Consider the following 12,882-nt stretch of genomic DNA (forward strand, 5'->3'; position numbering starts at 1 on the left):
CGTCACCAGACGTGGCAGCAGGCTGTACACGGCACCAGGCCGGCCACTCCGTGGGCGGACTTCGAGGCCAGGAACCTGGAGAACCCTGCCAAGTTCCCGCTCGACGACATGGCTGCCGCGTTCTACAGCCAGCCCCGGGTCAACGCGATGCGGATGCACAACGCCGCCTACACCGGCGTGCCGCTGGCCCTGGAGGAGCTGGAGATCTTCCAGGCGGGTCCCACCGCCTACCAGCACTACAGCGCCTGTACCGCGGTCGTCGGTGACGCCCTGCTCAGGCTCGACGGCACCCAGCTGGCCCCGGCCAGCGACCGCATGGCGGACAGGGTCACCTACCACGAGCAGGCCAGCCGATACATGGCCACGCTGGGCGACGCCCAGCGGCTTCTCGCGGTCACCCTCCAACACCAATAAGGCATACGGACCCGGTCGGAACCAGCACACACCCAGACTCCCGGCACCCGAGGGAAGCACGCGTGTGTTCTGGCCCGACCGGCTCCACCCACCAGCAAGGACACCGTGACGAAGGAGGAGCCCCGTGATCGTGAACCTGACCCCGCACCCGCTGCACATCTACCCGCCCGACACCCCGGACCGCATCGTCGTCGGCTCGATCGCCCCGCTGCGGGTGCTACCGCCGTCGGCGCAGCACCCGCCGGCACGGCTGGGACACCAGGTCATCGGCGAGCAGCTCATTGACGACGACATCCCGGTCGCGCTGGTCGCCTTCGGCCCCCGCGAGGGCCAGGTCAGCGACCTGCCGGAACCCCGCGCGGGCACCTGGTACGTGGTGTCGCTGGTCGTCGGTCTCGCCGCCGTGCACCGCGACGACCTGCTGGTGCTGCACGAGTACGTCCGCGACCTGGACGGGCACGTCATCGGCTCCCGCATGCTGGCCCGCCCGGCAGCCGCAGCCGCCCCGGCACTGACGGCGCCCGCGCAGGCGCCGACCGCCGAGGCCGCCGCGTCGAGGCCGGACAGGGCGAAGCCGTGGTGCAACTACGCGATCCACCGCACCACGAGCTCCCGCCGGGCCGCGGGCAGTAGGACGGGCAAGATTCCGCACGGTGTGAGCAAGCGGCGCTGGCTGCACCACAACGGTGAGTGGTGGTACCAGCGGCAGGTTCTCGCCGCCGCGCCGGCCTGATCGCCGAACCAGGCCCGCAAATCGAGCCGACACCCGTACGGCGACGTTCCCCGCCGGACCGGTTCCCGTGCCTGGCAGGCCCGAGCGCTGCAGCCTGCCCGACCGACATCACCTGAACCGGTCGCACAGGGCACCACCCCGACCCTCGGCATACGAGGCAGCGCCGTCGCCCGGGGCACAGGACTCCCCAACCTACCGAACGCCTCTGTCTTCTTGCTCCGCTCCGGAGCGACCCTCCGCACCGGCCTCTGGCCGCCTGCCCAGTGCCGCCCTTTCTGGCGGGAGGCAGACGAATACCGCCCGGCGCCCCGGGCTGGGGCGCCATATCAACGCCGCGGCCTGCGAAACGGCCGCTCTTTCCCTCTTCCGGCCGGGACACCGGCCGGCAACCCTTCCCGCCACTTCACCAAGGAGGTAAACGCATGTCCGCCGCTCGTCTGTTCTTCGGCCTCGCCGGAGCGCTGCGCCTGGCCGAACACGCCAGCGCCGCACCGGCCCACCTGCGTCGCCCCGGCAGGCCATTCCCCGGCACCCCGGCGCTGCGACTGGTCGTCGAGACCGTGCCCGGCCTGCGGCCGGTCGCCTACCTGCTCAGCTGCGGCGTGCCGTTCCTGGCCAGGCACGACGGCACCCCGGTGGCGCTCTACGCCGACCGGACCCCCGAGATGCCCGATGGCTTGCCCGGCCAACCGCACGAGGTCATCGACCTCAACCAGCTTTCCTCGGCCGGCACCATCACCGGCCGCCCGCTGCCGATCGCCAGTGGCTGGTACCTGCCGCTGCACCCACCCGGCCAGCAGTCGCAGCTCGACTTCCTGCGAGCCGCCGCCGACGCCGGCTACGGTCACGTGAGCATCGACGCTGGCGACCTCACCCTCGCGGTCGCCAAGCGCCGCCACCGGCCCCTGCAGCCATGCTGACCCCCGTCGGACAACCGCCGGTCGCCGCCGCGACGCCCGGCCGCGCCCTCGTCGGCGTGATCCACCCGCCGACGCAGGTGGTCCTGGCCCGCCCCGTCGCACAACCAGCCGATCCGGCACGACTCGTCACCGCGCTGCGGCAGATCTGGCAGGACACCTTCACCCGCGACACCTTCAAGTTGGCCGCGAAGCTGATCGCCACCGACTGGCGATACCTGCAGCCGGGCATCCGCACGGCCGACCGGTCAGCAGCGACCGACGGTGACGTCGTCGAAGGCGTGGGCGTCGCCGTCGGCGACAGCGTCGCTCAGCCGGAGAACTTCTGCCTGGCCGACGTCGGAGACCTCGGCACCGACTGGCTCTGCCTCATCGATCCGGTCGGGGACACCGTCACGGTGCACACCGGCGACGGCCAGTTCTACGCGATCTACCCGCTGGCCGGCTGAACCCGGCGTCGCACCTGTACCTGCGCAGCAGCCGGTCGCCTGCGGCGCCCCTGCTCACGACCGGCCGATGCCCGGCCATCCGCAATGCCACGCGTTTGCCAGGGCACGGCCACGCGGGCCGTGCCCTCGGCGTTGGTGCCTATCCGGAAGGAAGTCCCTTGCTGTGTCCCGTTTCTGGTTCCGCCTCACCGAGGTCCTGCCGATGGCCGAGCACGCCCTCGCCTGCTCGCAGCACCGCATCACCACCGCGCAGACCATCGCCGGCCAGCGGCTACGTCCGGCGCTGATCTGGACCCGCCCCTGGGGACAGGAGACCCTGAGCTCCAACGGCGTGCCGATCTGGTACGGCCGGTATCACGACGTCGTGCATGGCGCGCTGGCCCACACCTGGTGGCACCAGGCCACCAACCGACGCGGCACCGACGAGCAGCCGCCGCCGGAGCACCGGTTCCTGCCGTTGCAGCAGCGTCACCGCGACGACCGTTCGCCGCTGATCACCCTGCTGCGCGAAGGTGCCCGCCGCGGCCGGCACTGGCTGGTCGTCAACACCGACCCGGCGCTGGTCGACCGGTCCGACCGGTTCGAGGTACGCGCAGACCGCGACGACATCGTCCCGGCCGACGCGCGCTGGAGGCAGGCGGTCGTCACCGCCGACGCGGTCGCCCACCGCCGGTACCCGGCTCTGGTCGCCGACGGCTACAGCACCTGCGGCGATGACGTCCTGGCCCGCTTCGATCAAGCCACCGTCGAGACGATGATCGCCGACCTCGACGCGTTACACGCCGACACCAACCCGCAGACCGACACGATGCCCGGCGAGTACCCGGTGCTGCGTCTGCACCGCGGCACCGCCATCGTGCTGTGGCAGCAGGACGACGGCACCCGTACCCGGCTGGTCGAGATCGACCGGGTCAAGCCCGACCCGGACGGCTACTACAGCATCGGCGCCTACCACTGGCCGTGGACGTACACGGACGAGGCCGGGAGCCGCGCGCAACCCAGGCGGGCGCGGAACCGGGGCCCCAGACGCCGGCGAGGCGCCTCACCGCCGACCAACCCGGGTCCGCCGACGGTGCAGGGCTGACAACGCCGCGGGACCCCGGATCGAGATCGCTCAAACCGGCCACGGCGGCCAGCCCCGTGCTGCCCGTCATGGCCCCGACCTGCTTTGGAGATGCCCATATGTCACATCGACTGTGGTGGCGAGTCGCCGACGTCCTACCGCTGGCCGCCCACGCGGCGGCCACCGCGGGACACATCCCGTTCCCCGGGCGCCAGCCGTCCCCCCTCTGGACGCAGCGCCCCGCACTGCTGTGGACCGTCCGCCCGGACGGAGACTGGCTGTCGTCCAACGGCAGCCCGACCTGGCATGCCGCCGACGGCACCGACTACCGCGTCCGCGCCGAAACCTGGTCGCACCCCGCGACCGGGACCACCGGCAACCCGGCCCAGGCCAACCCCACCGACGGGTTCCTGCCGCTGCTCGACGAGCCCCTCGACGGCCGCCGCACGCTGCTGGACCTGCTGCGGTTCGCGAGCCGCCACGAGGTGACCTGGTTCGGTCTGGACCCCGACCCCGCCACGACGGACACCAACAGCCGCTACCTGATCGCCGACCGCCGCGGCGACCTGCTCCCACCCGATGTCACCTGGATTCCTGCCGCCGTCACCTCCCCGGTCGTCGACGGCCGTGTCTACCCGGCACAGATCGCCGACGGGTACACCGCAGTCGACGACGGAGTCTTGGCCCGATTCCCGGCCGACGTCCTGCAGGCGCTGATCGACGACCAGCACGAGGCGGCCCTCGACGACGACACCGGCGCGGTCGCCCACCTGCGACGAGACGTCGACCTGCTCGTCATCGAACACCTGGTGAACGACGACAGAAACACCGGGCTGCGCTGGGTCGACTGGTGCTACGACCACGACACCGAGTTGCGCTGGGTCGAGGACGACCGGTGCTACCCCGACGCGGACGGCTGCTACCTCGTCGGCGCCTACCAATGGCGCTGGACCCACACCTCCAGCTGATCCCCCAGACGTCGCGCGGGCGCCCGAAGGCTGGGTCTGACCCCCGCGGTATCTGCCCAAAGCCACACGCCCGCCGCACCGGAGGCGGGCACCCCTCGCACCGACTCATTCCAGGCCGGTCCCGGAAGCCGCCGGCTAACCACTACCAGAAACGGAGGACGAACCGATGCTCGCACCGGAGGCCGTCGCCGGCATCGCCGCGACGCTCAGCCAATACGCCAACGGCAGCCGCGAAGCGCTGCTCACCCCGCAGTTCGAAATCGTCTACGAGTACGCCCCGAAGAACGGGCCGAAAACCTTCGACTTCAACCTCATCCACGAGTCGGTGTGGCGCGGCTGGGACCACGACCGGCGGCTGCCCGAGAAGGTCGAACTGGTCGAGTTCCTCGACCTGCTGACGGCCACCGCCGCGACCTGGATACCACAACAGCACAAGCCGCGGTTCACCATCATCGGCTTCACCCTGACGTACGACGAGCCGGCCACGATCCCCAGCGACAACGACGCCGGCAACGGCGACGTCGACCCGGAGCCCACCCGGGTCGCGTTCGCCGCCGACGTCGACGGACGCCGTTACCACGCCATCAGCACCGGTAACCAGGCCGACCCGGCGCAGATCAGTGAGCCCGGCGAGTCGCTGCCCGACCACGCCGTCGCCCCTGCCCTCGGCTACCGCCGCATTGCGGCCATGTCCGCGCTGGCCCGCCTCATCGACATCGCCACCAGCACGCCTGGCCCGCAACCCGACCCTGCCGACAACGGCGGGCTCGACCCGGACGAACTGGCCGCCGGCGAACTCGTCACGGTGACCGGCGACGGCTGGGACGACGACCAGCGCGGGCAACTGTGGGTAGTCCTCGACACCTTCCTCGCCTACACGATCGCCGTACTCGGCGGCGACGGCTACCAGTGGCCGAACGTCCCACGCGGCGAGCTGACCCCCGTCACGCCGGACTCGATCCAGCGGGTCCAAAGGAGTGACGGTACGTACGGCTACGTCGGCGCCGACAGCACCCATCCCGGTCCCACTCGATGACGGGACCCGCCAGCCCAAACTTCCGCTCCTACACCACCGACAGCTGGGACCAGGCGCAAGCCGGAGCCCGGTGCACCCTGTTCGAATGGAGTTTCCCCGTGGCTACCGACCTGTACTTCAACCTCGCCGACACCCTGCGGCTGGCCGAACACGCCGTCGCCGCGCCTGAGCACAGCCCCTCGATCGGTGAACAGCTCGACGAGCAGCCCTGCCCTGGCGGGCTCGCCTGGGTCGCCGACTGGGGCACCTACCTGATGTCGACCGGTGTTCCCGGCCTGCGCGTCGACCCGGACGACCCGAACAGCGCCAACGTGGCCGTCTACGCCGAAGGATGGGGCCCGGACAGTAACCGCGCGGCCCTGGCGCGCACCGATGTGGGCGGCGACGACTTCGTCGAACACCTGCACCTGAGCACCACCGACGGGCCCGGCCAGGTACCGCTGATCGACCAGCTGCGCGAAGGCGCGCAACGCGGAGCCCGCTATCTGGTGCTGCGCATCGACGGCGGCACCGTCGGACTGCGGCTGTCGCGCACCGACACCCCGAACCCGCCCGCCGCGGCAGCACGCCCGTCAGGGCGCGACCCGCGCGACCAAGGCCCCGACGGCGGGCCAACCCGCCAGCACACCGCAGAAGCACAGGTGATCCTCGAACCCGAGCACGTCAACGCGATCACCGCCGGTCTGACCGTCAACGCCGACGAAGACTCCGATGTGTCCACCGCACCCGAGTTTCAGCTGATCTTCGAACAGGCACCGACGGACCGGCCGAAGTGGGTGGATCTGCTGCTCATCGACCAGCCGGTCTGGCGGTCGTGGGACCTCCAGCAACGGCTCGCCGAGCGCGTCAGCGTGGAGGAACTGCTCGACCTGCTGTCTGGCACCGTCGACGCGTGGATGCCCCTGCTGCAGCACCCGGAGCCCGACGCCACCCTGATCGGCTGCAGCCTGGTGTACGCCGATCGGACGCCGACCAGCACCGATGCCACCGTGACCCGGATGGTCATCGCCCGCGACATCGACGGGCGGACATACCACTCGGCGCGCCCCGCCAACACCAGTGGCGCGGTCATCGAGGTTGACCACGGCGACAGCCCGGCGTTGACCGGGCGCGCAGCCGCCACCGCGCAGGCCCTGCACCACCTTCTGGGCAACCGCATCGTCGGCGTGTTCCGGCTGCCCAGCACCGGCTACGTCGTACTGCACACCACGCAGCGCGACGGCAAGGAACCGGACGAATACCCCACGTTCATCGACTCCGCGAACACGATGGACGAACACCAGGCCATCGCCCACGTGCAGGCCGAAATCGCCGAACTGCGGCAGCACGCACCGTCCGATGTGGTGCACACGCTGCGGCTGGTCCATCGCACCGACGCCGGCGACCGGGACATCTGGGCCGGCGAACCGGTCCGCGGCAGCGGACCGCCACGCGGCTGACCCCAGCCTCGCGTCCCGGATTCCCTCCGGCCGCGGCACCACCGTCCGCCACCTGGCGCGTCGTCGGCGACGCGCTCCCGTACGTCGCCGCTTCACCCGGCAGATCCCGCACGGGGTAGCCGGGTAGGGCGCCACCGCTGCGATCGTGCGCCCGGGTCGGTGACCTGCGGCGCCGTTCCTTTCGCTACACCGCACGACCTGGCCGTTGCCCGGCCGCCTGCGCGATTCCGCGCACACCACACTCCCGGGCACGGCCGTACGGCCGTGCCCGGGTTTCCCATCCACTCGAATGACGAGGGAGGAACCCGCGATGGGCTCCACGAACCGGCACAACACCACGACGACGGCCGTACCGGGTACCGCGGCGAGCGGACCCGCCCCGACCGCCGCGCCGGCCATGCCGCGCCCGGACAGCACCGCTTTCGCCGAGGCGTACCGGACCTATCTGCCCGCGCTGACCGCGCAGGTCACCGCCCGCCTCGCCGACGGCGACCTCGACGTGGTGGCCGACCTGGTCCACGACGCGTTCGCCGCCGCCCTGGCCGACCCGGCGCTGATCGGCGCCGACGTACTGGCGTCGCTGCGCCGCCTGTGCGACCGGGCCTGCACCCGGTACCTGTGGTCGCAACGGCGCTACCTGGCCGCCGCCCACAGCATCTACGCCGACCAGCACCACGAGCAGCACACCGACCGGCACCCGGCCCCGGCATCCGGTCGGCCCGACCCGGTCGCAGCACTCGATGCGCTGACCGACGACCAGCGGCAGGTCGCGCACCTGAGGTTCCTCGACGGACTCACCCGGCGAGCGACCGCGCAGCTACTCGGACGCAGCGTGCGCAGCGTCATCTACCTGGAACGGCATGCCTGCCGACGGCTGCGTGCACACCTCGCCAGCACCGCGACCACGCCGGGCACCACATCGACGCCGGCCACCACCCTCACCGGCCGGGACTGACCCCCTCCAACGCCGTCGCGCTGCCGGAGGCGTCATTCCCGCCCTCGGAGGGATCCCGCGCCTGCGGCAGCGCCCGGTCGCCGATTCGACGAAACGGAGCCCGATCGTGGCCTTGCACACCCGCACCGAACTGTTCGACGACTTCGACGCCACCACCGAAGGGGTCACCTCCCACGAATTCGCCCTGGACGGCGTCGCCTTCGAGATCGACCTGTCCGCGACCAACCTGGACCGGCTACGCGACGCGCTACGCCCCTTCATGACGGCCGGACGCCGGCTGCCCGCGTCCCGGAACCGCCGCACCGCCGCACCGGCCGCGACCGGCGACCGGTCGGCCGCCAAGGCGATCCGCCGCTGGTGGCTGGGCCAGAGCGACCGCGACGACCTGCCCGCCTTCGCCCGCAACGGCCGGATCCCGGCTGCGGTCGAGCAGGCGTACCGCGCCGCCCAGCAGCCGCACCATCCCGACCGATGAAACCCGCCCCACACGGAGGACACAACATGACCACCTTCTCCGCCGACCGGAGCAACCACCTGCCGATCACCGTCCCGGTCCGGCCGCCCACCCGCGAGTCGATCGCCGGGCGATGGGTACGCGAGATCGCCGCCGCGGTCGCCGCCGCTCTCGACACCACGTTCACCGACGCCGGCTACCTGATCACCTCGCACCACGATCTGCCCGCGCCGTGCCGCATGCAGGTCCGGTTCTGGGTCGCGAGGCGCCGCGTCGACATCGACGTGCGCTGGCCCGACCCGTGGCGGGCGCCGCAGTTCGGGCTGCGCGTCGGCGACCGCGACATCACCGTCGTCGACGACCCCCAAGAGCGTCCGGCGGTCACCCTCGCCCACGCCGCGTGGCTGGCCATCCGCGACGACCTCGACCAGACGGCAGGCCGCGCGATCACCGCAGGCGACGGGGTGCGGTGATGGCGCACCTGCTGCTGGCGGTCCTGGTCGCGCACGCCGCCACCGTCGACAGCATCGCCGAGTATCTGGCCGCGCCGCTGTTGCCGCTGCTGGCCGGTCACACCATCGACGGCTACCGCCTCGGCGGCGGCTGCACCGGCGCCTGGGATCCCGGCTACGACGTTACCCTCGACCCGCGGAACTGGCGGCCCTGCACCACCTGCGACGGCACCACCCGGGTCGGCGGCGGCCGGTGCATGGACTGCCTCCCGGCCGCGACGGCCGGTCTGGCGGCGGGCAAGGTCCTGGAGTGGAACGCCGCGCAGTGGGCGCCGTACCCCGGCGACATCGTGCCGCTGCCCCGGCTACTCGACCCCGCCTGGCGCTACCCGAAGGAGTACACCCCCGACGCCTGGGTCGACCAAGCCGGCACCGTCTGGCTCGACACGACCGACACGAAACTCTCCGGCACCGACACGGGCGTGACACCACCACGGCTGTGGCAGGTCTTCGACGACCTGCGCACCGGCCGCCGCACCCCGGAGCCCGCCGGTTCCCGGGCCCGGTTCGACCCGGCCCGGTGGGCGGTGGCGGTCGTCGATGCGCACCACTGACAGCGACCTCTACGCGCTACGTCGCGGCGCGAGCGCGGTGTTCAGCGGGGACTGGCTGGCCTATCTGCCCGAGCGGCGCAACAGCGGCGACGTCCGGTACTACGAGGGCTACCACGGGGTGCTGCACGGACGGTGGAACGGCGGCGCCGAGTTCACCGTCGATGCGACCACCGCCCACGCCATCGTGACCATGCTCGGCGAGACGGCCGAGTTCGTCAGCGGCAGCTGGCTCACCGTGACCTTCGACGGCGACGTGCTGATCGTCCGGAACCCGTGGTCGCTGGGCGGCGGCGTCACCAGCCTGCCGCCCAGGGCCGGCCAGTACCGGATCGGCTGGGGCCTGCCCTGGTTCCCCGTCGATCCGGCCCGCTGCGACCGCGTCGCCGGCCACCGCGCCACCTGACCCGCCGCCGACAAGGCCAGCCGCCAAGCCCGGCGCCTCGCCCGCGACGACCTCTCCGAACCCCTCTTCCTGGCGCGGACCGGACGGCAAAGCCATGCCCTGCCAGCGGTCCGCGCCAGCCACCTTGACCAGCAAGGAAAGGTGACCCATGCCCGACAGCAGCCATGCCGCACCCACGGACCCTCAGCCCTCCAGGGGCACGGCGGGTCTTCTGACACTCATCGAGGCCTACGCCAACGCCCGCGCCGCCGCCGACATCTGTCACGACCTCGCCCGAACGCTCTCGGACCCGGACCGTGACCCGGTCGAGGCCGAGGCCGCCCAGTTGGAGACGGACGCGACCGCCCGCCACGCCGAGATCATGTCCGCCCTCGACGACCTGACCGGCACCACCCTGCAGGCGGTACCCGACCCGCACCTGCCGGTCTGCACCTGGCGCGCCGACGTCGTGGAGATCCGCGCCGTCATACCCGACGGCAGCCGCGACGTGCGGGTTCGCTACACCCCGGCGCAGTCCATCGCCGCCGGCGCCGCGCTGATCGCCTGCGGCGTGGCCGCCGACATCCGCACCGGCGGCACCCTCGGCCCGATCCTGCCGCCGTTCCCCACCGGCCAGGACCGCACCGCCCCCGCGGACGGGTCCCTCACCCACGACTGTGAAGCCGCCGGGACGCTGAAGTTCGCCGGTATCTACGGCGCGCCGGGTGTCGGGCAGGCATGGGACTGCACTGCATGCGGACGGAACTGGGCCCGTCTGGGCGGCCAGTTCTACCCGGCCGAACAGGGCGTCCACATCCTGACGCCGGCGGACTGCATCTGACGCGCCGGCCGCTCTCCGCTGCTGCTGGGCCGGGCGGCAAGGTGCTGCGGCTCGGACTGCCGTGGCCCTTCTTGCCCGACGGGCAGCTCGCACCGTCGCGCGGCACGGGCAGTCGTCGCATCCGCACCAACATCAACACCAACCATTCCTAGCCGGCAGACGCTGCCGCCCAGCCGTCGGCAAGCCCTTCGCGGACTGCCGCCGCAGAAATCCCCGACGGTCTATCCCCTCTCTCTACGGCCGATGCCCGGCCCCGGCGCGCACCGCGCGCCGCCTCCCCATTTGTTCCCGGGCGCGGCCATGCGGCCGTGCCCGGAACTCCCTCATACCTGTCTTGGTGAAGGAGACCGACCATGGCACCTGCCCACCCGCGCGCCGACCAGCCAGCGGACAGAAACCTTGCCCCCGCAGCGGCCAGCCGCATCTGGTTCCACCTCGATGACGTCATCCCGCTCGCGGCGCACGCCGCCAGTACCCCGAGCCACGGGCTCACCAGCGCCCAACTGCTGGCCCGGGCCCCTTTGATGCCCGCCCTGGCCTGGGAAGCGACCCTCGACGGGGACCGCCTGATCTCCAACGGGCAGCCCGGCTGGTTCGACGCCGATGGCAACCCGCACGCCGCGCGCGGACGTACCTGGGTGGGCCCGCGGTACGGAACCATCGCTCCCGCACTCGACGAGGTCGGCTTCTTGCCGGTGCGCGGCATGCCCGGCAGCACCTTCCACCTCGTCGACTGGCTGCAACAGGCCGCCGCGGGCGGGGCGCACTGGCTCAACCTGGACATCACCCACCGACGTCCGGTGATCGGTCCGAGCGGACTCGCGGTGAGCGATCAGCGCGGCGATCTCTACCCGCCGGGGGCGACCTGGGCCGAGGCGAGCGTGGCGTGCGTACCGGCGACCGGCGGCGGCTTGTACCCGGCGCTGGTCGCCGACGGCTACGCCAGCAACCGCGGCGGCGTTCTCGCCCGCTTCGACCGGGACACCGCCGCCCGGATGGTGGACGACCTGCAACGCGCGCGAGCCCACCAGCCCGGCTTCCACGCCGTACTGCGGTGGGCGGGCGACCGCATCGAGGTCTACACCGAGAACACCGACGGCCTCACCGGTCTGCGCCGTTACGACGTGGTCGGCCCGGACCCCGACGGCCGGTATCCGATCGGCGCGTACCTGTGGCCCTGGCTGTGCATGGACAACCTGTTGTGACTGCCAGCGATAGGTGGCGGGAAGCGCCTCATGCCCAGGGAGGCAGGCTCCGGTTGCCAGCGAGGTTTGGCGGGGCTTACCAGACGTGTTTGGCGGGGCCGCCGGAAATCCAGCCTGTGATGGCGGGTGAGGGCGTGGTGACGGGCGACCCTGCTTCGCCTGGCGATGGCCAGGAGTGGGCACGCGGGGCGGGCGCAGTTGGCGCAGAGTTGCACACGGTTACCACAATTGCCTCATGGCCGAGGAAGACGAGGTGGATGCCTTCGCTGAAGTACGTCTCCAGCAAGCCCGGCTGCACGCGTACGACGAGGCTTTGCGGTACACCGGTGAGCGACGGGATCGCGAAGACTTGTTCAGGATGCGTGGCCTTGCCGCGGTAGATCTCCTCCGGGCTGCGGCTCGTGCGTCGGACATTGCATCGTCCGACGTCGACGAAGAGCTGAGTCGGCTTGAGCATTCCTACCGCCATGACCCGGTTTCCGCATGGGTCGACCCCGACACGGTGCTCGGTGCCGCTGTCACAGTTGGGGCCGTCGTCCTCGCGGTGACCGGTGCCGCCCCGATCGCGGCGGCGATTGTCGGTGATTCGCTGGTCAAGGAGACGGTGAAGGCGTTCGTCGGCACGATGATCGCTTCCGCTCTGACGGAGATGGTCGCCCATCTCCGTCAGCGTCGGATCTCCCAGTCGGCTGCGGGGCAGAGGCCGGCCGCGCCGGAGGCCAGGGTTGGCCAGCGGCGGCTCAGTCTTCAATCTCACGGATCCGTTTCGCCGAAACGGGAGTCGGAGCAATCTCCGGCAGGATCTTCTACTGCCGGTTCGCCGCCGTCGCTGCTGACTAAACGCGCAGACGAGGTGACGAGGAATTCCGCGCCAGTCGAGAGCTTTGCGCCTGGTGATCGCGGAACTCGATCGAAGACACCAGCGGCTTCAGTCGAGGGTGCGCCACGTACTCCCGTGCC

Annotated in this window: 15 protein-coding genes and 1 pseudogene; all 16 read left to right on the forward strand. The window is 71.6% G+C overall.

From position 1 onward, the window contains the following. Positions 1-414, forward strand: a pseudogene (locus DMB66_RS61670) (hypothetical protein); the annotation flags it as partial. Between the two features lie 124 nt (positions 415-538). Beyond that, positions 539-1,147 (forward strand): hypothetical protein, encoded by a 609-nt coding sequence (locus DMB66_RS39075; RefSeq protein ID WP_125809172.1) that lies wholly within the window; start codon positions 539-541, stop codon positions 1,145-1,147. Positions 1,148-1,569: 422 nt separating this feature from the next. After that, positions 1,570-2,067 carry a hypothetical protein gene (locus DMB66_RS39080; protein ID WP_125809173.1) on the forward strand — a complete coding sequence of 166 codons (498 nt, stop codon included), beginning with the start codon at positions 1,570-1,572 and terminating at the stop codon, positions 2,065-2,067. Next, positions 2,061-2,513: a hypothetical protein gene (locus DMB66_RS39085; protein WP_125809174.1), complete on the forward strand. Its 453-nt coding sequence runs from the start codon at positions 2,061-2,063 to the stop codon at positions 2,511-2,513. The genes DMB66_RS39080 and DMB66_RS39085 overlap by 7 nt, the downstream gene beginning before the upstream one ends. A gap of 163 nt (positions 2,514-2,676) precedes the next feature. Further along, positions 2,677-3,597 (forward strand): hypothetical protein, encoded by a 921-nt coding sequence (locus DMB66_RS39090; protein WP_125809175.1) that lies wholly within the window; start codon positions 2,677-2,679, stop codon positions 3,595-3,597. 98 nt (positions 3,598-3,695) lie between these two features. Continuing rightward, positions 3,696-4,544, forward strand: a complete 849-nt coding sequence (locus DMB66_RS39095; RefSeq protein ID WP_125809176.1) for a hypothetical protein — start codon at positions 3,696-3,698, stop codon at positions 4,542-4,544. A gap of 166 nt (positions 4,545-4,710) precedes the next feature. Further along, complete coding sequence (locus tag DMB66_RS39100; protein ID WP_125809177.1) at positions 4,711-5,580, forward strand: hypothetical protein; 870 nt, start codon at positions 4,711-4,713, stop codon at positions 5,578-5,580. A gap of 98 nt (positions 5,581-5,678) precedes the next feature. Continuing rightward, entirely contained in the window at positions 5,679-7,019 is a 1,341-nt protein-coding gene (locus DMB66_RS39105; RefSeq protein WP_158647520.1) for a hypothetical protein, read from the forward strand. Positions 7,020-7,329: 310 nt separating this feature from the next. Continuing rightward, positions 7,330-7,974, forward strand: coding sequence for an RNA polymerase sigma factor (locus DMB66_RS39110; RefSeq protein WP_125809179.1), 645 nt, complete (start codon positions 7,330-7,332; stop codon positions 7,972-7,974). A 106-nt stretch (positions 7,975-8,080) separates the two neighbouring features. After that, positions 8,081-8,449 (forward strand): Lsr2 family protein, encoded by a 369-nt coding sequence (locus tag DMB66_RS61675; protein WP_158647521.1) that lies wholly within the window; start codon positions 8,081-8,083, stop codon positions 8,447-8,449. Positions 8,450-8,475: 26 nt separating this feature from the next. Continuing rightward, positions 8,476-8,901, forward strand: coding sequence for a hypothetical protein (locus DMB66_RS39120; protein ID WP_125809181.1), 426 nt, complete (start codon positions 8,476-8,478; stop codon positions 8,899-8,901). Continuing rightward, positions 8,901-9,494: a hypothetical protein gene (locus DMB66_RS39125; protein ID WP_125809182.1), complete on the forward strand. Its 594-nt coding sequence runs from the start codon at positions 8,901-8,903 to the stop codon at positions 9,492-9,494. Before DMB66_RS39120 ends, DMB66_RS39125 begins: the two co-directional genes overlap by 1 nt. After that, complete coding sequence (locus DMB66_RS39130; protein WP_125809183.1) at positions 9,481-9,897, forward strand: hypothetical protein; 417 nt, start codon at positions 9,481-9,483, stop codon at positions 9,895-9,897. The genes DMB66_RS39125 and DMB66_RS39130 overlap by 14 nt, the downstream gene beginning before the upstream one ends. Positions 9,898-10,045: 148 nt before the next feature. Then, complete coding sequence (locus DMB66_RS39135; RefSeq protein WP_125809184.1) at positions 10,046-10,717, forward strand: hypothetical protein; 672 nt, start codon at positions 10,046-10,048, stop codon at positions 10,715-10,717. A gap of 353 nt (positions 10,718-11,070) precedes the next feature. Next, complete coding sequence (locus DMB66_RS39140) at positions 11,071-11,922, forward strand: hypothetical protein (protein WP_125809185.1); 852 nt, start codon at positions 11,071-11,073, stop codon at positions 11,920-11,922. A 235-nt stretch (positions 11,923-12,157) separates the two neighbouring features. After that, on the forward strand, positions 12,158-12,882 hold a 725-nt coding region (locus DMB66_RS39145; RefSeq protein ID WP_148112798.1), incomplete at its 3' end, for a hypothetical protein.

The sequence above is a fragment of the Actinoplanes sp. ATCC 53533 genome, from assembly GCF_003947245.1.